General features: G+C 69.2%; 17 protein-coding genes. 5 read left to right on the top strand and 12 right to left on the bottom strand.

Annotated features, from left to right (window positions below; translation table 11 throughout):
- Nucleotides 1–113: 113 nt before the first annotated feature.
- Complete coding sequence (locus AJAP_RS22475; protein ID WP_038514999.1) at nucleotides 114–758, top strand: lytic polysaccharide monooxygenase auxiliary activity family 9 protein; 645 nt, start codon at nucleotides 114–116, stop codon at nucleotides 756–758.
- A 394-nt stretch (nucleotides 759–1152) separates the two neighbouring features.
- On the opposite strand, the gene AJAP_RS22470 is transcribed toward AJAP_RS22475, so the two are convergent.
- The gene (locus tag AJAP_RS22470) at nucleotides 1153–2214 is read right to left on the bottom strand and encodes a family 43 glycosylhydrolase (protein ID WP_228694555.1); all 1062 of its coding nucleotides are present in this window, start codon (nucleotides 2212–2214) and stop codon (nucleotides 1153–1155) included.
- A gap of 244 nt (nucleotides 2215–2458) precedes the next feature.
- Nucleotides 2459–3286 (bottom strand): helix-turn-helix transcriptional regulator, encoded by an 828-nt coding sequence (locus AJAP_RS22465; RefSeq protein WP_038514995.1) that lies wholly within the window; start codon nucleotides 3284–3286, stop codon nucleotides 2459–2461.
- Nucleotides 3287–3368: 82 nt separating this feature from the next.
- Between AJAP_RS22465 and AJAP_RS22460 the strand changes: the two genes are divergently transcribed.
- The gene (locus AJAP_RS22460) at nucleotides 3369–3776 is read left to right on the top strand and encodes an SRPBCC family protein (RefSeq protein ID WP_038514993.1); all 408 of its coding nucleotides are present in this window, start codon (nucleotides 3369–3371) and stop codon (nucleotides 3774–3776) included.
- On the opposite strand, the gene AJAP_RS22455 is transcribed toward AJAP_RS22460, so the two are convergent.
- The 9 genes from AJAP_RS22455 to AJAP_RS22415 all read right to left on the bottom strand — a co-directional run bounded on the left by AJAP_RS22455 (nucleotide 3745) and on the right by AJAP_RS22415 (nucleotide 14075).
- Nucleotides 3745–4644, bottom strand: coding sequence for a helix-turn-helix transcriptional regulator (locus AJAP_RS22455; protein WP_038514991.1), 900 nt, complete (start codon nucleotides 4642–4644; stop codon nucleotides 3745–3747). The genes AJAP_RS22460 and AJAP_RS22455 overlap by 32 nt on opposite strands.
- Before the next feature lie 53 nt (nucleotides 4645–4697).
- The gene (locus AJAP_RS22450; protein ID WP_038514990.1) at nucleotides 4698–5501 is read right to left on the bottom strand and encodes an SDR family oxidoreductase; all 804 of its coding nucleotides are present in this window, start codon (nucleotides 5499–5501) and stop codon (nucleotides 4698–4700) included.
- 158 nt (nucleotides 5502–5659) lie between these two features.
- Nucleotides 5660–6883, bottom strand: a complete 1224-nt coding sequence (locus AJAP_RS22445) for a glycoside hydrolase family 18 protein (RefSeq protein ID WP_051972561.1) — start codon at nucleotides 6881–6883, stop codon at nucleotides 5660–5662.
- Between the two features lie 12 nt (nucleotides 6884–6895).
- Nucleotides 6896–7897, bottom strand: a complete 1002-nt coding sequence (locus tag AJAP_RS22440) for a helix-turn-helix domain-containing protein (protein ID WP_038514988.1) — start codon at nucleotides 7895–7897, stop codon at nucleotides 6896–6898.
- Nucleotides 7887–9125: an MFS transporter gene (locus AJAP_RS22435; protein WP_038514987.1), complete on the bottom strand. Its 1239-nt coding sequence runs from the start codon at nucleotides 9123–9125 to the stop codon at nucleotides 7887–7889. The genes AJAP_RS22440 and AJAP_RS22435 overlap by 11 nt, the downstream gene beginning before the upstream one ends.
- A complete protein-coding gene (locus tag AJAP_RS22430; RefSeq protein ID WP_051972560.1) occupies nucleotides 9122–10843 on the bottom strand; it encodes a condensation domain-containing protein in 1722 nt (573 codons plus the stop codon). The genes AJAP_RS22435 and AJAP_RS22430 overlap by 4 nt, the downstream gene beginning before the upstream one ends.
- Nucleotides 10840–11634 carry a protein phosphatase 2C domain-containing protein gene (locus AJAP_RS22425; RefSeq protein ID WP_038514986.1) on the bottom strand — a complete coding sequence of 265 codons (795 nt, stop codon included), beginning with the start codon at nucleotides 11632–11634 and terminating at the stop codon, nucleotides 10840–10842. The genes AJAP_RS22430 and AJAP_RS22425 overlap by 4 nt, the downstream gene beginning before the upstream one ends.
- Nucleotides 11631–13334: an NAD-dependent epimerase/dehydratase family protein gene (locus AJAP_RS42545; RefSeq protein WP_148311555.1), complete on the bottom strand. Its 1704-nt coding sequence runs from the start codon at nucleotides 13332–13334 to the stop codon at nucleotides 11631–11633. Before AJAP_RS42545 ends, AJAP_RS22425 begins: the two co-directional genes overlap by 4 nt.
- A 186-nt stretch (nucleotides 13335–13520) precedes the next feature.
- A complete protein-coding gene (locus AJAP_RS22415) occupies nucleotides 13521–14075 on the bottom strand; it encodes a helix-turn-helix transcriptional regulator (RefSeq protein ID WP_051972558.1) in 555 nt (184 codons plus the stop codon).
- A 254-nt stretch (nucleotides 14076–14329) separates the two neighbouring features.
- Here AJAP_RS22415 and AJAP_RS22410 point away from each other — a divergent pair, with 254 nt between their 5' ends.
- Nucleotides 14330–17560 (top strand): AfsR/SARP family transcriptional regulator, encoded by a 3231-nt coding sequence (locus AJAP_RS22410; RefSeq protein WP_051972557.1) that lies wholly within the window; start codon nucleotides 14330–14332, stop codon nucleotides 17558–17560.
- A gap of 2 nt (nucleotides 17561–17562) precedes the next feature.
- Here AJAP_RS22410 and AJAP_RS44115 read toward each other — a convergent pair whose 3' ends face one another.
- Nucleotides 17563–17928, bottom strand: coding sequence for a holo-ACP synthase (locus AJAP_RS44115; RefSeq protein ID WP_038514984.1), 366 nt, complete (start codon nucleotides 17926–17928; stop codon nucleotides 17563–17565).
- Nucleotides 17929–18257: 329 nt separating this feature from the next.
- Between AJAP_RS44115 and AJAP_RS22400 the strand changes: the two genes are divergently transcribed.
- Together AJAP_RS22400 and AJAP_RS22395 are read left to right on the top strand one after the other, a co-directional pair.
- Nucleotides 18258–19142 carry a diiron oxygenase gene (locus AJAP_RS22400; RefSeq protein WP_084098291.1) on the top strand — a complete coding sequence of 295 codons (885 nt, stop codon included), beginning with the start codon at nucleotides 18258–18260 and terminating at the stop codon, nucleotides 19140–19142.
- Nucleotides 19139–19981 (top strand): class-II aminoacyl-tRNA synthetase family protein, encoded by an 843-nt coding sequence (locus AJAP_RS22395; RefSeq protein WP_038514982.1) that lies wholly within the window; start codon nucleotides 19139–19141, stop codon nucleotides 19979–19981. The genes AJAP_RS22400 and AJAP_RS22395 overlap by 4 nt, the downstream gene beginning before the upstream one ends.

Raw genomic sequence — 19981 nt, 5'->3', positions numbered from 1 at the left:
CCTGCCGGGACAGCGACGTGACCGGAGCCCGAACCCGACTTTCGGGCCTACTCGGCGGTGCGCCGGGCGCCTACCGTGGCATGGTCTAGACCTCTCATGAGAGGACTCTTGCGATGAAGTTTTCCCGCTCTGTGGTGAAAGTCGCGGTATTGACCGCGGTGTTCGGCGCGGTTTCGGTGTTCACCGCCGTTCCCGCGCTCGCGCATGGCTCGATGGGCACTCCGATCAGCCGGATCATGCGCTGTTTCCAGGAAGGTCCGGAGAATCCGCGGTCCGCCGCGTGCAAGGCCGCCATCGCGGTGGGCGACAGCTGGCCGATTTACGACTGGGACGAGGTCAACATCGGTGACGCCAGCGGCCGTAGCCGCGAGATCATCCCGGACGGCAAGCTGTGCAGTGCCGGCCGGGCCAAGTACAAGGGGCTCGATCTTGCCCGTGCGGACTGGCCGGCGACCACGATGCCGGCCAGCGGCCCGTACACCTTGCGGTATCAGCTGACCGCCGCGCACCCGGGCACCTTCGAGCTGTATGTCACGAAGCCGGGTTACGACCCGACGAAACCGCTCAAGTGGTCCGACCTGGAAGACACCCCGTTCTACAAGCAGAACAACCCGCCGATCGCCGGCAACGCCTATCAGTTGAAGGCGAACCTGCCCGGCGGGCGGACCGGCAGGCATTTGATCTACTCGATCTGGCAACGCCACTGGCCCGATTCCGGCGAGGCCTTCTACTCCTGCTCGGACGTCATTTTCACCTGATCTCCGCGGCCCGGCCGGCAAAGGTGGCGAAGACCGATGTCGGCCGGGCAACGCTCGCCGACTCCGCCCCGATTGTCGGGCGCGGGTCAGATGACAGAGGGCCTGAACGGTTTTGGCTGGGTCGTGAGTGTTTTGGGTCGTTAGAGCCAAGGGTGTCTTAAGTACCTACGCGGTGCGCGGGTGCGGCTGATCCAACCTGCGTCAGTAGGCACTAGCGGAGTGGTGTGGACTGAAGGCTCCCTTCACCGAGTCTGACGCGACGAAAGGAGCCTTCGCCCCCGGCCGGCTACGGGAGCGGCGGTTCGGTCGCAGGTGCCGCCTCGTGAGTGTTTTGGGTCGTTAGAACGACCCAAAACACTCACGACCCCTTCGCAAACCGCCCGGATCGGGGCCCTTAACTGAGGTAGAAGCCGCCGTCGTTGCGGAGGACCGTCGCGACGATCGGGAACCGGCGAGTGCCGTTCCACCAGTGGTAGACGGCGTGGTACTGGCCGTTGGCCGCCTGGAAGAAGTCCATCCCGCCGGGGCCGGGGTGGTTGCCGGGCAGGCCGCGGTAGGGGTTGAGGCCGCCGGTGCCGGTGTACCCGAAGTAGGGCCGCTCGGCCCCGTTCTGCCGCGGTGTGCAGCGCGTCGACGGGATCGGGCCGGTGCCGCACCGGGCGATGCCGGTCGCATACCGTGCGCTGTCCCAGTTGTTGCCGGAGTAGGCCAGGTACCAATAGCCGTCGGCGGACTTGAACATCGACGGGTTCTCGATCACGTGCGTCCCGCCGCTCATCCGGATGGTCTCCCAGCCGATGTCGGTGCTCTTCAACGCGTCCCGGCGGGTGTCCCAGTCCGCCATGCCGTTGGACTGGGTGCGCACGACCGAGATACCGGTCTCCGGGTACGAGGTGATCGCGTCGTCCCGGTAGGCGACGTACATGGAGCTGCCCGAGACGAACGGGTTCGCGTCGATGGCCCAGCGGCCGTTGCCCGGGCAAGCCCACTCGACGGGGTTGGTGAACGGCCCCCGCGCACTGCCCGAGACAGCGCGGCCGAGGCACTTCTGGCCGGAGCCCCGCTTGGACGCGGTGTAGTACATGAAGTAGGTGTCGCCGAAGCGGACGACGCCGGGCGCCCAGACGTTGCCTTCCGCCCAGCTACCCGGCCCGTTGGGCAGGGCGTCGGCCGACGCGCACGTGCCCACGCCGACGGTGTTTCCGGAGCCGTGCACGAGCACCGGCACGAACAGTTTCCCGGTCACGCCGCACCGCTCGCCGACACCGGCGCCGACCGTGGTGCCGTAGGTGACGTACGAGCCGTCCTTCGCCTGGACGGTGTCCGGGTCGGCGAGGGGGAACGTCGACTCGGCGGCCGCGGTCGAGACACCGTCGGCCGCGCCTGCCGTGCCGACCGCCGTGACGGTGGCCGTGGCGGTCGTGGCGAGCACGCCGGCCACGAGTAATCTGGTCATCCACTTGCGCATGCTGAATCCCTTACTGGGCAAGAAGAGTGATGTCGGTCAAGAGGAGCACCCGGCCGCCCACGGTCGGGGTGGGAAGCCCTGCGGCTGCGATGCCGGGCGAGATTCGCCGGGGTGTCCGGCTCCTCTCCCCGGTTACTTGTGGACGGACAAGTGCGCCGGTTGCAAACTATGTGACCTCACTCGCCAACGGGACTGAAAGCGCGGAAACTGCCGCTCGATGCATCCGTACGGCCTATCGGTGCTGTCGTTCGACCGTGGTGAGCAGTCCGCGTAGCGCGGTCGGGGTGTGCCCCAGGTGTTCGCGCATGGTTCGGCACAAGTGCGCCTGGTCGGCGAACCGGAGGTCGGCGGCGAGGGTGGCCAGGCTGGGCTCACCCGCCTCCAACCGGTCCAGCGCTTGGGCGACGCGGACGCGGTTGCGGTAGCGGGTCAGCGAAACTCCCAGTTCGCGGGTGAAGGCTCGGCTGAGCCGGTACGGCGAGACACCCAGAAGAGTGGCGAGCGGGATCAGGCCCTCCGCGGCGGGATGACCCTCGCCGATCAGACTTCGGGCTCGGGCTACCAGTCTCCGGTCACCGGCGCCCGCCGGATCGCTCTCCGGGACAGTCGTGCTCACGACCTGCCGGACGGCGTCGGTCACCAGGCTGACCAGTCCTTCGGTCGCCGCGTAGTCCGTGTCGGCGGCGCGGGAGGCGGCCAGGAGTCGCCGGTGGGCGAGGTCGAGCCTGCCGTCGACGTACAGCGACGTGCGTTCCAGCCGTGGTGCGTCGCCGGCCATCGCACGCCAGAACGCGGGGGTCAGGCTGATCGACGTGCACCTGTCGCCGCCGGCGGGATGGGCGAAGTGCTCCTCCTCGCCCGGCAGTCCGAGGTAGCCGACGGTGCGGTCGAGGTCCACGTGGACGCCACGGACCCGGCGGCGGAACCCGCCGCGGCGCACGAGCACGAGCCGCACGTCCTCGCGTGGCCGCTCGGCCGACCAGCCGCGGTGATCGTCTCGGCAGTCCACGTCCGCGATGGCGAACTCCGGGCGGGCCGCGAGCCCGAGGAAGGAGAGCACCCGCGGAGGCTACGCGGTGGGTCCGACAGTTCCGCAAGGATCTTCAAGACCTGGGGGACGGGTTCGGGGCAGGGTTGGCGACATGGCTTCCCTCAGCGACGAAATCATGGTCGAGTCCAGCGCCGAAGCGGTGTGGGAGGTGATCGGCGACTTCAGCGCGGGTCCTTCGCGGATGGCACCGGGGTTCGTGGTGGACACCCGGATCGAGGACGGCTGCCGGGTCGTCACCTTCGCCGACGGCACGGTGGTCCGGGAGCGATGCGTCACCGTCGACCATGACACGCGCCGGATCGTCTACGCGGTGATCGGCGGCACCGTTCGGCCGGACCACGACAACGCCTCCATGCAGGTCTTCGCCGACGGTGAACGACGGTGCAGGCTGGTGTGGGCCCGCGACGTCCTCCCCGACGCCCTGGCCGCGCCGATGGCCGAGGCGATGTCGCGCGGTTTGGAGGTCATCAAACGGACCCTCGATGAGCCCAGGCGGTGATCTCGGTCGTCGGCTTCTCCTGACCGGCCGCCCACGACGCCAAGAGGGCCAGGCCGTCCGCGGTCGTCGTCCCGGCGGGTGCGGTGTAGACGGTCAGGAGCAGGCCAGGTTCGGCAGGCAGCTCCATCGACTCGACGTCCAGGTCGAGCCTGCCCACTACGGGATGGTGCAGACGTTTGCGTCCGGACCGGTGGAGCTGAACGTCCTGAGACGCCCACTGTCGCCGAAACAGCCGACTGCGCGTCGACAACTCACCGACCAGGGCGATCAGCTCCTCGTCGTGCGGATCGCGGCCGGCTTCCATGCGTAGCTTCGCGGCCACATCGCGGACGATCCGGTCATAGTCGACAAAGAACGCTTTCGCCGCCTCGGGATCCAGATACACGAACCGCGCGGTGTTCGCCGGTAGTCGCGGGTCGGCCAGCATCGGTGAATACAGTGCGCGGGCAAGGTGATTCATGGCCAGCACGTCATAACGGCCGTTGCAAATCCACGCGGGCGCATCGGTGATGGCGTCGAGAACCTGCTGAAGCGCGGGGCGCACCGTCACGGCGGGCCGGCGTCGGCGAGTGGGTGCCTTGGATCGCCGCGCCAGGTGGAACAGGTGATCGCGCTCGGCCTCGTCGAGGTGCAAGGCGGAGGCCAACGCGCCGAGCACCCCGTCGGAGGCACCGGCGAGGCTGCCGCGCTCCATCCGCACGTAGTAGTCGACCGATACCCCGGCCAGGAGAGCTACCTCTTCGCGACGCAGACCTTTGACCCGGCGGTTGCCGCCGTAAGCGGACAGTCCGGCCCGCTCCGGCGTGATCCGGGCGCGACGCGAACTCAGGAATTCCTTGATCTCGGTGCGCAGGTCGATCGTGGCCACCCCTGCACTGTAGGCCGGTGTCCACAGGCGAAGGGAGGTACTGCTGGTACCCCCTAAGTACCCGACGCGGTCGTCGCGATGCCGCCGTCGACCGGGACGATGGCGCCCGTCAAATAAGACCCCGCCCGGCCGGAGAGGAACACGGCGGTGCCTGCCATGTCGTCGTCGCGGCCGATGCGGCGCAGAGGCGTCTTCGCCGCGATCGTGTCGCCGATGGCGTCGATCGTGGCCGCCATCATCTGCGACGGGAACACTCCTGGGGCTATCGCGTTCACCGTGACGTGCTGTGGGCCCAGTTCCCTGGCAAGCACCCTGGTGAGTTGATGGAGTGCCGCTTTGCTGCCGGCGTACGAATAGTTGGGCGCCTCGGCGACGTGGATGGCGGCGATACTGCCGATGTTGATGATCCGCGCGGGATCATCGGCGGTGCCCGCCCTGCGCAGCGCGGGCAGCAGCGCCTGCACCAGCCAGAACGGCGACTTGAGGTTGAGGTCGATCACCGCGTCCCAGGCCTCGGCGGGGAACGTCTCCAGCGGCTCGCGCCACATCGCCCCGGCGTTGTTGACGAGGATGTCCAGGCGTTCCCAGCCGGCCTTGACGAGATCAGCGAGGCGCTGACACTCGTCGTACCTGGACAAGTCGGCCGGGATTGCTTGAACGTCGCCGAATTCCGAGAGCAGACGCTGTGCCTCCGCGCACGCGTCGGCCTTGCGTGAGCTGACGATGACGCGGGCGCCCGCCTGCAGAAGGCCGCGCGCGATCATCATCCCGATGCCCCTGGTTCCGCCGGTGACAAGTGCGTACTTCCCACTCAGATCGAAAAGTCCTGAGTGAGTGGTGAACTGGTTGCCCGCCATAGGTTTACGTCCGTTCTGTCCTGTGAAGCCGACTCGAACAGGCTGACAGGCGTGCTGGACGTCTGGGAGTCCCTGGCGATACAGGTACTGCGAGGGCCCCCTTGCCCGGGCCGCGGAGGCCGACGGTTTCCCACGTCGGGCGACCGCCGGCCCTTCCATCAGGGGCGGAGCCAGGGCCCGGTCATCGCGGCGAGAAGGCTGTGCTGCGGATCGTCGGCGCCCAGCTCCCACATCATCATGCCCGCCAGGCGGTGGCGTTTCGCGAACAGCGAGCGGTCCTGAATGGACCGTGGGTTCTCGTAGCTCACCCAGATCTTCTTCTCCGGGTTCCAGAGGTACGGCGAGCGCACGATCGGATCCCATCCCTTGCGGAATCCGGGGTCACCGGCCCACTCCGGGCCCATGAGGACCTTGTAGTCGAGGAACTGCATGGCCGTGTACGGCTGGTAGAGGCCGTCGTTGGCGGTCGAAGTGACGGTGAAAGCCCGGCCGTAGAAGGGAACGCCGAGAACGATCTTCTCGCGCGGGACACCGTGGTCGGTCATGTACTTCAGCGCGCCGACGTTGTTGTTGTACTCGTCGTTCGGATCACCGGGCCGCTTGACCAGCGGATCGTTGAAGCAGGAGAACTTCGAGTAGCCCGTGCAGAAGTCGTAGGTCATCAGGTTGAAGATGTCGACGAGCCTGCCGACTTCACGCAGGTCGAAACTGTTGGACGCGTCGTAGGGCGCGCCCCCGGTTCCGGTGCCGTCGTCCTGGACGCGGCCCGCGGGGATGTCCGCGGACAGCTTCATGGCGCGGGCAGGCCTGCCGTGGTCACGGGCATAGCGCTGCAGTTGTGCCCGGAATTCCTTGAGCAGCAAGGTGAAGTTCGCGCGGTCGGCGGGCGAGTTGCCGATACTGGGCAGCCCGCCGGAGACCGGGAACTCCCAGTCGACGTCGAATCCGTCGACCAGTCCGGCCGGGAACGCGCTCAGCCATTGGTCCACACAGGACTTCACGAAGGCGCGCCGGGATTCCGCCGTCGCGGCGCCGGCGCCGAAACCCGGTGCGGCCCAGCCGCCGATGGAGATCAGCACGGTCAGGTCGGGATGATCACGTTTCACCGCCGCGAGACTTTCGATGTCCTTGCGCTGCTTGGTGTCCGGAGTGCTGCACCGGCCGCCCGCCGGTGAGGCGAACCAGTAGCTGATGGTGTTCAGCATTTCCCAGGGGACCTGGTCGGCGGGCGGCGTGCCGCCCCAGAACGCCTCCAGGATCGGCCGGTCCGGTGGCGGGGCGGCCTCGGTCTCCGGTGTCCCGGAAGCGGGGGAGGCGGGGAGCAGTGCCAGGACCGCGGCGAGGCACAGCCCCAGCCGCAAGGCCAGATTCTTCGGTCGCATGGAAGATCCTTCCTAGTGGGAATGCGTACGAGTGGTGGTGGCGACCAGACCCGCCCGCGCGGCGGCGACGCCCGCCTGGAACCGGCTCTCCGCGGCGAGTTCCTGCATCATCGCCGCGATGTGCCTGCGCAACGTCCGTTCGGACAGCCCGACCCGCCGCGCGATCACCTCGTCCTTGAGACCGGCGGCGAGCAGGTCCAGCACCCGGGACTTGACGACGTCGAGGGTGCCGTCGTAACCGGACCGGGCGGGATCGAAGTCGGTGCCGGATTCCCAGCCGCGGTCGTGTGTTCCGGCGAGGAACTGCGCGATCACCGGCCCGTGCACCATCGCGACGGCCTGGTCGCCTTCGAGGCCGGCCCGGAGGAACGCGACCTCGCGGTCGAAGACGGCGAATCGGTCGAAGATCTCGTCCGAGGTCCGCACCCGGCCGCCGAGGGAGGCGACGTTGCACAGGAACGACCGGGTCGCCGCGTCCGCGCGGGCCGCGTGCGGGTACAGCACCCGGACGCGGAGCCCGCGCCGCAGCGCGTCCAGTACGAGCGGCCGCAGATGCCGCGCTTCGGGCGGCTCGTGCGCCACGCACGACTGCATCATCAGCACTTCGGACTTGCAGCCGTTCGCCGTTTCGACGAGCCGCAACTCGGTTTCGCGCGGATCGCGCGAGACCTGGATCGGCGAGTGACGCGGGTTCGCCTGTTCCGCGCGGCCGAAGGCGTCGGCGAACGAACGCAGTTGCCGCCGCCGGGCCAGCAGCAGGCTGCGTTGCTCGTGGATCGCCCGTTCCAGCGGCAGCAGCAGTTCGGTCCGTGCGCTGTCGGGATTGACCGCGACGACCTCGCCGTTCCGGGTCTCCCTGATCAGCCGCAGCCGCCGCAGGAGTCCGAACGCGCGGTCCACCTCGGCCGCCGGGACACCGAGCCGGTCCGCCATCTCCGCGGGCCCGTCGCCGTCGAGGATCCGTTCGTAGACCTCGACGGCGAACTCGTCGGCCTCGATCCGGTCACTGAGCACTTCGCAGGTCCCTGATCGAGCGGACCGCGAGCAGCAGCACGGTACAGACGAGCCCGAGCACGGTCGCGAGGATCATCAGTGGCCGTGCGCCGAAGAGGCTCGCCATCGGTCCGGCGAGCGACCTGCCCAGCACCAACGCGAGCAGCGACCCCGAGACGTCGTAGGCGTAGACCCGGTTCAGGAGTTCCGTGGGAATCTGGGTCTGGACCGTGGTGGACCACAGGACACCCCAGTAGGCGAGGCCGAAACCGGCCAGCGTCCAGCCGGCGACGAGCAAGGCGACCGGAAGTCCCACCGCGGGCGTGATCGGGTACAGCGCGAACAACGCCCAGCCGATCGCCCCGGACAGCAGCGGACGGCCCGGTCGGACGCGCATGGCGACCGCGCCGCCCGCGACCCCGCCCGCGCCGAAGGCGGCCATCCCGATGCCCAGCGCGGTCGAACCGTAGTCCGAGACGACCAGGTCCGCGCCGACCGGCAGGGACACACCCGCCACGAAACAGCCGTACACCAGGTGGATCGCGATCACGCCCCAGAGCCAGCCGCGGGCGGCGAACTCCCGCCAGCCTTCGACCAGCTGACGCCAGAACGACGGTTCACTGTCCTCAGTGGACTTGACCGGCGTGAGCCGCAGGGCGAACAGGCAGAGGGCGCTGATCCCGTACGTCGCGGCATAGATCCCGAACACGGTCCCGGTTCCGGCGACGGCGACCAGCACACCGGCGAGCGCCGGGCCGAGCACGCCCGAGATCGCCTCGGAAATCCGCAGGATGCCGTTCGCGCCCTGGACGTCCTCAGCCACTTGCGGGACCATGCTCGCCACACCGGGCTGGAACAACGCGGTGGCGGCACCGCTGAGGAACTGCAGGACCACGATCGTCGGCAGCGACGGCGTTCCGACGGCGAAGGCGACCGCCATCCCGCCTTGGACGACCAGCCGGACGAGGTCGGCGATGATCATCATCCGGCGCGGCGTGAACCGGTCCGCGAGCACACCGCCGAACAGCATGAACAACGCGAGGGCGCCCATCCACGCGCCGAGGGCGTAGCCGACGCCGTCGATCCCGTGACCCGCCGCCAGCACGGCGATCGAGAGTGCGACGGGCAGCATCGCGTCGCCCAGCATCGACCCGCTGCGCGCGGTGAGGTAGAGCTTGAAGTTGCCGGACCAGAGCCGTCCGGCGGCCGGTTTTCCTTCACCGGTCAGGGTTTCCGTGTCGTGACTCATACCGGCAGCTCCCGCCCGCTCGCGGAGTCGATGGCCGTGGCCGTCCAGGCGTCCGGATCCAGCGGATCGGCGGGAGGCTCGGCGCAGATCACGTAGTGGTGCGGTGCCAGCGCGGTCGGGCGTCCCGGCAGCGCGGCCAGTACTTCGGCGTGCAGGTCCGCGGGCGTCGCCGGGCCGATCAGGTGGCACACCAGCCGGTGACCCAGGACGTCGTCGGGCTCCGCGGTCACCAGATGCGGCCGGTCACCGAGGACGTCGGAGACGAGTTCCCGGACGGCGTCCAGTTCGACCCAGCACGAGTCCGAGAGGTACCAGCCTTCCCCGCGTTCGACGGGGGCGAGCGTGGTGAGCGAATGCAGTTCCTTCACCGGAAGATCCGCCTCGGCCGCCGCGCGCAACAACGCCAGGAGGCCGCGGCCGAACTCGGTCACCTCGGAGGTGTCGAGACAGCCGGGGTCGACCCACAGCGTCAGATCCAGTTCCGTGTCGAGGCGGTACAGGCAGCCGAAGAAACGGGTCGGGATGTCCTCCTGGGGCAGCAGTTCCAGTGTGCCACCGATTTCGGGGTCGTCTTCGACGTCCGGTCCACCCGGCAGCCACACCGACGGCAGCCTGCCGTACGCGGCGCGAGGCGGCTCGCCGACCGCCGCGTCGCCCAGGGCGCTCATGTCGTTGAACACGAGATCCCTGGCGAAGGAGAAGCCTCGTTCGTGAGTGACGCGGGTGATCACTTCCCAGATGGCGTCGGCTTCGAACCAGCTGTGCCGGTACGCGGGCACGGAAGCGGCGCGGACGGCGTGGACGAGTTCGTCGAACGTCTCCGGGATGGTGACCGGCAGCAGCGCGTCCTGCGCCATCGAACCGAAGAAGCGGCGCAACGGCTTGAGCACCCGGTTACCGGACAAGGACGTCGTCACGCAGGAGGACTGCGCGGTCCAGTGCGCGATCAGCGCGTTGAGCGCGGCGAGGGCGATGGCGGAGGGGCTCGCACTGGTCCGCTCGGCGATCGCCGCGATATGGCCCATCGCGGCCCGTGAACGGACTCGCAGCCCGGGCCGGAGGAAGCCGGTTCCGGTGGCGGGCACGGGGAACATCGCCTGCGGAACCGTGCGCAGCTTGCTTTCCCAGTACCGCGTCGCCGCTTGTCCCAGCCGCTGCACCGCGGGTGTCTTCTCGAGTTCGACGACGTCGAGAGGCTGTGGCGAGTCGTCCACGGGCAGCTCGTGCCCGGCGGCCAGTTCGGTCCATTCGCCGAGGAGGAGTTCGCAGGTGGCGACGTCCATCGCGGCGTGGCTCACCACCCAGACGAGCCGGCGGGGGACGGCGTTCTCGGTCACCACGGCGAGGTGCAACGGCAGCTCCGTGGTCAGATCGAAGACCCGGGACCGCAGGGCGCGCGCGGTGCTCTCGGCCGTCTGGAGGACGTCGCCGTCGCTCTCGACGACCTCGACCTCCACCTCTCCTTCCGCGAGCACGTGCTGGAGCGTCCGGTCGCCGAACGAGTACGTCGTCCGCAGCGACTCGTGGCGTTCGAGCAGCACCCGGATCCAGGTGGCGACCTGGTCCACCGGCGCACCGGGCACGTCGAACACCATCGCGAGGTTGAGCCGCGTCGGATCGTCGTCGAGGGTGATGGCGCGGACGATGTTCGCGTGGCCGAACGCCAGCGGACCGGAGCGAGCCGTCTTGCCGGTGAAACGGACCTGGAACCGGGTCATTTCGTCACCTCGTGGGTCGGGCGGGTCAGGGGAGCGGCGGTGGTCTCGAACCGGCAGAAGGCGACTGTCGCGTCGTCGTGGTGTTTCCCGGCGAAGTGGCCCGGCGCGGTACGGAGTTCGGCACGGCGGGTCTCGTGGACGACGGCGGCCGGGCCGTCGAGCTCGGCGACGTCGAGCAGCTGCTGCCAGGTCCATCCGTAGCGTTCGACGAGCCGGTAGGCGCCGTCGGTGAGGAGCGCGGCGCGCCGCAGTCGCGAGAGTTCCACGGTGCCGGTGCGGGCCTGATCCGCGGCGGCCGGATCGCTGCCCGCGACCCAGAACCCGCCGGGCGCGTTGCGCAGGGGCCGGACCTCCTGCCAGGACAGGTGCAGCAGCCGGTCGATCCGGTCGTCGATGACGGCCTCGACGGTGCCGTCGAGCCGTTCGAGCACCACCGCCGAATCGCTGAGCACCAGGTAGTCGGCGAAGCCGTCCCGTTCGCGCAGGATCGCCACGGTCGCGGTCGGGCCGCAGGGATTGCCGAGATCGCAGGTGCCGGAGTGGGCGTCGCGGACCGACTCGATGGCCGCGCGGAGGACGGCGCGCAGGTCTTCGGCCGGACGTTCGACGAGGATCCGGTCCAGCGCGGTGCCGAGCCTCGCCACCAGCCAGCGGACGTCGTGCACGCAGCCGGTCTCCGCGCCCGGTTCCGCCGTCGCGCCGTCGATGACCAGTGCGTGATACCGGCCTGAGAGCGCCAGATCCTCGTTGACCAGGCCGTCACCCGGCTGGGAGAGACGATCGACTTTCATGCTTCGTCCTTTTCGTAGGCGAGCCATTGGGCGAGTGCGCGGATGCCTTGATCGAGTTCCGTCGCCGGTTCGTCGGCGACGAGACGAGGGGCGGAAGGGCCGTGCGACGACGACGGCCGGCTGACCGGAACCCGCCGGACCGTCCGGGCGACCGCGTCGGCCAGTTCCCGGCTGGTCAGCGGGGACGGAGTCGCGACGGTCCGCCGCGGCGCCGGCTGGTGCAGGAGGTGGTGCACGGCGAGCGCGATGTCCCGGATGTAGGCGGGCCGGTGGGTCGCCTGTGCCGGGACGTCGGCCTGGATCGGTTGTGCCAGCAGGGCTTGCCGGGTGAACGTCTCCAGGACGGAATAGCCCTCGATACCGGGCCCGTACGGCGAACCGGTCCGCAGGACGCTGGTGCCCGGCGCGGCGGCGGGGACGGGTGCGCCGGGAGGACAGACCTGGACCACGTGCCGCGCCGTCACGGGCGGGAGCGTGGAACCGGGTTCGGCGACGTGGACCACGGCGTCGGCGTCCGGCCCGTCGTTTTCGTCAAGGACCTCGTATCCGCGATCGGCCAGATGACGCGCGATCTCCCGGCCGAGCGGGCGGTGGGTGGTGGTGACGAGGACGCGTTCCCGCCGGGGCGAGGGCGAACGTCGTGCCCGGGCACCGGCTTCGTGGCCGAGACGGGCCAATTCCGACATGGCGGGCCGCAGCGTCCGGAGCGTGGCGGCGCCGACGGTGGTGCACACCCCGCCCGCGCCGATCGTGCCCAGCGCGAGGGAGCCGACCCGGTCGAGCCTGCCGCGGGTCCCGAGTGCGCCGAGGAGGTAGGCCGTGGTCCAGAGCCCTTCGATGGCTTCTTCGTCGAGATGCCGTTCCAGATCGTCGAGAGCGCCGAACACCGACCCGGTGACTTCGAGCCGTTGCTTCTGGCAGGCGTCGAAATCCCATCCCGCCCGGCCGAAGTACCGCTCGGCGTCGATGGTCGTCCGTCTTCCGTCCTCACGGACGACGCACTGGGCGATCCCGTGCTTGAAGAACGGGATGACGTCGGGATCGAGCGGACCCGCGCCGAGTGACCAGTCGTCGCCGGGCGGGGCGGCGAAGCACGCCGACCGCCGCGAGCCGTGCGAGTCGTTGCGGAGGACACTGGGTTCGTCCGCGTGCTCGACGAGATTCGGCGCGACCAGGAGCACCGGGACCCCGGCCGAGCGCAGGTACCGGGACATGACGACGTCGTCGGGCCAGGTCGAGCCGTGCGCTTCGGCGAAATTCGCGAAACCGGCTGCGATCCGGGCGGGCAGCGCCAATGCGACCGTCGGGGTGTACTCGTGGGTCGCGGTGACCCATCTCGACCCGGCCAGCGCGGCGAGCCGCACGGCGGCGCCGTTGCGGGAGTTCCAGTTGGTGTAGAAGGCGATCGCGGCGTCGGGCGCGGCCGCGACGGCGGCCCGGGCGTGGTCGAAGAAGCCGTCGGCGGGAACGGCGTCGTCCTGGAGGACCAGGTGGTGGGTCGTGCCTTCGGCGATCGCGGACCAGGCCCGGATCGCGGTACGCAGAGCGGTCGGCGGTCCGGCGGGCTCCGGATCGGCGACCGGTCGCAGCGCCCCGGCGGGCGCGGCGGCCAGCAGGCGGCCGGTGAGTCCCGTCCGCCGCGGATGGGTCATGACGGCACCGGTGAGCACTATGTCGTGGCGGAGAGTCGGAGTGGTCACGTGGCTTGTCCAATCAGGACGTGAATTCGAGACGATCCGGAACGGAATCTAGGTCGGTTCCGGCGGACGCCACCAGAATTTGGCCGAAAGCGGACTCGACGACCGGAGAAAGACATCCCGATCGGCGACTCCGGTAATGATCAATCCACAATGGACGAAGAATGCGGCCGGTACCGGACAGCCGCTTCAGCCGACCGCGTCGGCGGGAAGCCACCCGCATTCCGCCGCCCGGAAACCGAGTTCGAACCGGCTCCTCGCGCCGACGCGGGCCATGAGGACGTTCACGTACCGCCGAACGGTCCTCGCGGATACGCCCAGCCGGTTCGCGACCGCCTCATCGGTCAGCCCGTCGACCAGGCAGCGCAGGATCGCCTGTTCGAACTCGTCCGGCCGAGCGGACGTCATCTCCCAGGGCGTGGCCTCCTCCCAGCGAGGGTCGAAGGCGTCGGCGAGGGCGCTGATCAACGTCGGCGTGGTCACCATGAGCAAGCTTTTGGCGTCGTCGCCACCCGATGGGACCAGCGCCAGTCTGCGGTCTATCAAAAGGGATTCTTCGATCGCCCGATCGGTGACCTTCACCCGTAGCCCGTGCCGCACCGCCTCGATGATCTCGCCGCGCGCGTGCTCCGCCGGTGTCGTGCACAGCAGCCGCACCCGGACGTGCGGCGGGAAGGCGCCGCGGCGCGCGGCCGCGGTGACGGTCCCGCCGAACCACGGCGAACCGCCCGTAGCGGTGGTCAAGACTTCCTGTCTTGCGGTGGAAACCAGATCGAGTACAGTCGACAGGCTCGTTCCATCGGTCGGGTTCGGAGCGGATGACGCAGACACTGACCTTGCCCCCAGGCGTGTTCGTCCTACACGATCGCACTTTGTTTCCCGCCAGCTGAATTCTTGTTCCGAAGCATGCGTAGAGCCGGTATAAGTTTGGTATGGACCACTAATCGGAAAGGTCGCGAGCGCTTCGCGATTATTCCGGCGAGGTGAGTGGGGGACATATGGAGTTCACGATTCTCGGGCCGCTCGGTGTCCGCGACGGGAATACCGAACTCGAGCTGGGCGCGCCGAAAGTCCGCCGTCTGCTGGCACTGCTGCTCCATCGCGCGGGCGAGGTGGTCCCGGTGAGCGCGCTGGTCGACGGCCTGTGGGCGGGCCGCCCGCCACGCACCGCGGCGAAGAACCTCCAGCTCTACGTCCTCCAGCTCCGCCGCGCGCTGGCGGATCCGGATCGCGTGGTGCACCGCAGACCCGGCTATCTGCTGGTGGTGAATCCCGGCGAACTGGACGTGCGGCGGTTCGAGGATCTCGCCGACCAGGCGCGCACGGCACACGAGCGGCGGAACGCGGTCGTCGCCGGAAGTCTCGCGCGGCAGGCACTCGCGGTCTGGCAGGGCCCTCCGTTCGGCGGGCTGGCCGACAGCAGCGCCGCGCTCCAGGTCGAGGCGGACCGGCTGCAGGAACGACGGCTGGTCCTGCTGGGGCAACGCATCGACGCGGATCTGGCGCTCGGCAGGCACGCGGACGTCGTCGCCGAACTCACCGAGCTGGTCTGGGAACATCCGTTGCGGGAACATTTCCAGGCCCAGCTCATGCTCGCGCTCTACCGGTCGGGGCGCCAGGCCGAAGCGCTCAAGGTCTACCGCCGGGCGCGTGCCCTGCTCACCGGCGAGCTCGGGCTCGAACCGGGTGCGGAGCTGACCGGCCTCGCCCAGGCCATCCTGCGCACCGATCCGGCGCTGGACCTGCCCGCCGCCGAACAGCCGGTTTCCGCCGGGCCGAGGCAGCTGCCCGCCGCTGTGCCGACGTTCACCGGCCGCACCACGCAGCTGCGCCGGATCGACGCCCTGGTCGCCGGCGGCGCACCGGTGGTGGTCGTCAGCGGCACCGCGGGGGTGGGCAAGACCGCGCTGGCACTGCAATGGGCACACGGCGCGCTCGACCGGTTCCCCGACGGCCAGCTCTACCTGAATCTGCACGGCCACGCGCGGTCGGCCACGGTGACCGCGGCCGAAGCGCTGGTCCGGCTCGTGCGCTCGCTGGGTGTCCCGCCCGACCGGATACCGGTGGACCCGGACGAACTGGCCGCGCTCTACCGGTCCGAGCTCGCGGGCAAACGGATGCTCGTGGTGCTGGACAACGCCGGCACGGCGGATCAGGTGCGGCCGCTGCTGCCCGGCCGTCCCGGCAGCCTCGTCGTGGTGACCGGCAGGCAGGAACTGCCAGGGCTCGTCGTCCTGCACGACGCGGGCGCCGTCCGGCTGGACCTGCTGACCGAAGAGGACGGACTCAAGCTGCTCGCCAGGATCGTCGGCGCGCAGCGGGTCAAGGAGGAACGCCGGGCGGCGGCGAAACTGGTCCGGTTGTGCGCCGGGTTGCCGCTCGCGTTGCGGATCGCGGCCGCGGACATCGGCATCGGCCGGGACCGGCCGATCGGCGCCGTGGTCGACGGGCTTCTGCGGGCCGACCGGCTGGACCGGCTCGGGATCGACGGCGACCCGTCGGCCGCGGTCCGCGCCGCGTTCGCGCTGTCGTACCGGCGGCTCGGTCCGGCCGCCCAGGGCTTGTTCCGGTTGCTCGGCGTGGTCCAGGTGCCGGATTTCACCGCACGGTCGATAGCCGTGCTCGCCGGGCAGGACCCCGAGAGCACGTCCCAGGCTCTCGCCGAACTGGAGCGTGCGCATCTCGTCGCCCGGGGCGCCGACGGCCGGTACCAGTGCCACGACCTGCTTCGGCTGTACGCGACCGAACGCGCGCGGGCCGAGGACGACGCCGCCGACCGCGACGCGGCCAGGCTCCGGCTGTTCGGCTGGTACCTCGCGACGGTGACCGTCGCGGTCACGCGGATCACGCCACAGATCCTCCGGCTTCGTGAGGGAGCCGAATTCGGCGAGACCGACGTCGTCTTCGATGACGACGCCGAGGCACTGGAGTGGCTCGAAGCGGAACGTGCCGACCTCATGGCCATCGTCCACGACGCCGCCGCGCACGGCCCGCACCGGATCGTCTGGTTACTGGCGGACGCCCTACGCGGTTTCTTCTGGCTCAGAAGGCATTCCGTGGACTGGGTCGCCGTCGCGAAGGCCGGACTGGCCGCGGCGGTCGTGGACGCTGAGCCGCGCGGCCGGATCGCCGCCCGGCAAAGCCTCGCGCAGGTGTATCGCGGGCTGGGCGACTACTCGGCCGCCGTCGCGCACTACACCAGGGCGCTGGAGCTGGCGACCGTCGAACGGTGGCCGGAGGCGGAAGCCGCCGCGCGCGGCAATCTCGCCGGAGTCCACTGGGAGCTCGGCGCGCTCGACGAGGCGGTCGCCGAACTCGACCGCGCGATCGAGCTGAACAGCCGGATGGGCTGGGAAGCAGGACTTTCGGCCAACCTGCACAACATCGGGACCCTGCTGCGGGAACTGGGCAAGCCACAGGAAGCCATCCAGCGACTGGCCCAGGCCCTGTCGCTCATCGAACGCGCCGGCAATCGCGACGGCGCCGCGCATGTGTACACCACACTCGGCGAGGTCTATCTCGACCTCGGCAGGCTGACCGATGCGCGCGAGTCGCTGTCGAAAAGTGTTTCCCTGCACCGGGAGAACGGCGCTCGTTACGGGGAGACGACCGCACTCTGCTCACTGGCGGCCTTGTGCGCCGAGACCGGGGAATTCGCCGAAGCGGCCGAGCACGCCGAGGCGATGCTGGAACTTGCCCGGGAGACCGGAGATCGCCGGGCGGAGGCGAACGCGCTCGCGGCACTGGCCGAACTCGGTGGCCGGACCGAGTTGTCCGTGGCGCCCGAGATCTTGGCCGGGCAGGCGGTCGAACTCGCCCACAAGATCCACTACACCCGCGCGGAGATCGTCAGCCTGCTGGCGCTGGCGGAGGTGTGTCGTCGTGGCGGGCGGCTCGACGACGCCGTCACGCATGCGGGTGCGGCCGCGGATTTGGCCGCACGGAGGGACTTCCGGCTCCTCGTCGCCCGGGCCCAGACGGTGCTGGCCACGACTCGGCGGGACCTCGGCGACCGGAAACAGGCCGCCGAATGCGCCGAGCGCGCGCTGACCCTGCATCGCCGCACCGGCAACCGGATCGGCGAGGGACACGCGCTCGCCGTCCTCGGCGAAGTCACCGCGAAACGGGATCCCGGTGCCGGGCAGGGACTTCTGCGGAAGGCGCACGACATCCTCGCCGACTGCGGTTCGGTCGAACGATTCCGCGTGGCGAACCTGCTCGCGACCTGAGTTCAGGCCGTCCCCAGCGCGACCGCGATCACGAGCCCGCGCTCACAGGAAATGGAGACGTCGACCCGCTCGATGCCCAGCGCACGAGCACGTTCTGACGCCGCACCGCGCAACTCCACCGACGTCGCGCCCGCTCCGGACCGCCGGAGCACGATCTGGGCGGGCGGGACCGAACCGGACAGGCAGGTCCTGAGCATCTTCAGCACCGCCTCCTTCGCGGCGAACCGGCAAGCGAGACAGACGCTGCCCGCCGTCGCGAGGTCGTCGATTTCCTCCTGGGAGAACAGGAACTTCAGGAACCAGCCGCGCCGCGCGAGCAGGTCGAGTTCGGCCACGCGCAGCGCGTCCACTCCGACGAGCGTGGTCATACGTTCCCGGTCCCTTCGCACTTCGCGCCGGTCGCCCGGCCGAGTGGGTCGTGAGTGGCGATTCGTGTTCTGTCGAGGGGCAGGGCGAAGGGCGGCGTGTTGCGAAAGCCACTTTCGCAACGTTGAAGGTTGCGAAAGTGGCTTTCGCAACGTCCTGGACTGCCCAGGTCCCGCCGCTCCGCGTCGTCGCTGTGCGGCCACCCTAGATCGCCGCCGCATCGGGAAACCAGGGTGCTGGCCGGTGTCGGCCAGACCGCTTGCGGACGTTGAATCGCGCGGATTCCTTGCCGTAGCGTCGAATCGAGTCCGGAAGAACGGAGGAGACCTTCGTGGCCAGTGACATCAGCGACATCATCGACGCGGACGAACGGTTTCGCGGCCTGCTCGATCGCCTCTCGTCGAAGTCGATCGACGACTACTACAACCCCTATCAGATGTTCGAGTGGCCGGACAGCCTGCCCGAACGGATGTGGTGGATGAGCCCCGAGCTCACCACCACGCACGGCACCGAGTTCGCCACGACACTGAGCGAGGACCAGCTCTTCGCCTTGTCACGGTTCGAAAGCATCAACTTCTACAGCCTCAACGTGCACGGGATCCGCGAGCTGCTGATCGAGGTCGTCGCGCGTATCCACACGACCGGCTTCGAGACGCCGTCGGAGTTCTTCCACCACTTCATCGGCGAAGAGAACGAGCACATGTGGTTCTTCGCCGAATTCTGCCTGCGCTACGGCGAAAAGATCTACCGTGCCCCGGGCGCCGGTGTCACCATCCCGCCCGCGTCTTCGTCCAAAGTGGAGAGTCTGCTGGTGTTCGCGAGGATCCTGATCTTCGAGGAATTGGTGGACCACTACAACTCGTTGATGGCGCGGGACGAACGTCTGCACGAGACGATCCGCGCGATCAACCGCATCCACCATCAGGACGAATCGCGGCATATCGCGTTCGGCCGGGAGCTGGTGGAGCATCTCTACGGCGACCTCAAGAAGACGGCGACCGAGGAGGAACTCGTCGAGGTTTCGGCCTATCTCCGCCGTTATCTCACCTACAGTTTCGAGTCGCTGTACAACCCGCAGGTCTATCGCGACGCCGGCATCGAGAACCCGCTGGAACTCCGGCGTGCGCTGCTCGACGCGCCCACCCGGCCCGCCACCGAGCAACAGGTGTTCCGCAAGACCCTGAAGTACCTGGAGCGAACGGGGATCCTCCGATGACCCGCACCACCGGAGTGGACGGCGCCGAAGCGCTGGCGATCCTCGGTCCCGACGAGACCGCCCTGGTCCAGGAACTCGACCGGACCTTCCTCGGCTGGGCGGGCGCCGCCGGTGCGCGGGAGATCAGCCCGCCGCCGCTGTACCCGGTCACCGACCTGGAGAAGTTCGACGTCTACGCGAACTTCCCGCATCTGGCGTTCGTGGCCGGTCCGCTGGATCTGGCCGGCCGGGAGGGAAAGCCGGTCGACGGGCGGTTCGCCGGCGGCGATCTGCAGGACGGCCGTTACGGTCTGCCGCACGCGACCTGTTACGGGGCTTACCTTTTCTACGAGGGCACGAAGGTGTCCGAGACGGAGATCGTGTCGCTCGTCAACCGCTGTTTCCGCAGCGAAGACCACTACAGCGGATTGCGGCGGCTGGCGAGTTTCCAGATGCGTGAGATCGTCGCGCTCGGCTCGTTCGAGCACACCCAGGAAGTCGTTTCCCGCTTCACCGAACGGATCCTGGCGTTCTCCGGCGAACTCGGCCTCGGCCTGGAAAAGGAGGCGGCGATCGATCCGTTCTTCCAGAACGACGGCGCCCGCGCTCTCCTGCAGAAGCTGAGCCCGGTCAAATACGAGTTCCAGCACGGCACCCTCGCGATCGCCTCGGTCAACACCCACCGCAACTTCTTCGGCGAACGGTGCGACATCCGCTTCGGAGACGGCAAGGAGTTCGCCTACACCAGTTGTGTGGCCTTCGGCCTGGAGCGCTGGCTCGCCGTGCTGACCGAGGTCCACCACGGCGATCTCCCGGCGGCGCTGGCGGCCGTCCGAGCGGCGGCGGACCGGGCCGGGTGA

Source organism: Amycolatopsis japonica, assembly GCF_000732925.1.
GTDB lineage: Bacteria > Actinomycetota > Actinomycetes > Mycobacteriales > Pseudonocardiaceae > Amycolatopsis > Amycolatopsis japonica.
The sequence above is the reverse complement of the archived record's forward strand: the minus strand, read 5'-3'. Positions and strand labels throughout refer to the sequence as shown.

Coding starts and splice junctions, on each gene's coding strand:
- AJAP_RS22475 (WP_038514999.1), top strand. CDS start 114: ATGAAGTTTTCCCGCTCTGTGGTGAAAGTCGCGGTATTGACCGCGGTG.
- AJAP_RS22470 (WP_228694555.1), bottom strand. CDS start 2,214: ATGACCAGATTACTCGTGGCCGGCGTGCTCGCCACGACCGCCACGGCC.
- AJAP_RS22460 (WP_038514993.1), top strand. CDS start 3,369: ATGGCTTCCCTCAGCGACGAAATCATGGTCGAGTCCAGCGCCGAAGCG.
- AJAP_RS22450 (WP_038514990.1), bottom strand. CDS start 5,501: ATGGCGGGCAACCAGTTCACCACTCACTCAGGACTTTTCGATCTGAGT.
- AJAP_RS22445 (WP_051972561.1), bottom strand. CDS start 6,883: ATGCGACCGAAGAATCTGGCCTTGCGGCTGGGGCTGTGCCTCGCCGCG.
- AJAP_RS22435 (WP_038514987.1), bottom strand. CDS start 9,125: ATGAGTCACGACACGGAAACCCTGACCGGTGAAGGAAAACCGGCCGCC.
- AJAP_RS22430 (WP_051972560.1), bottom strand. CDS start 10,843: ATGACCCGGTTCCAGGTCCGTTTCACCGGCAAGACGGCTCGCTCCGGT.
- AJAP_RS22425 (WP_038514986.1), bottom strand. CDS start 11,634: ATGAAAGTCGATCGTCTCTCCCAGCCGGGTGACGGCCTGGTCAACGAG.
- AJAP_RS22410 (WP_051972557.1), top strand. CDS start 14,330: ATGGAGTTCACGATTCTCGGGCCGCTCGGTGTCCGCGACGGGAATACC.
- AJAP_RS44115 (WP_038514984.1), bottom strand. CDS start 17,928: ATGACCACGCTCGTCGGAGTGGACGCGCTGCGCGTGGCCGAACTCGAC.
- AJAP_RS22395 (WP_038514982.1), top strand. CDS start 19,139: ATGACCCGCACCACCGGAGTGGACGGCGCCGAAGCGCTGGCGATCCTC.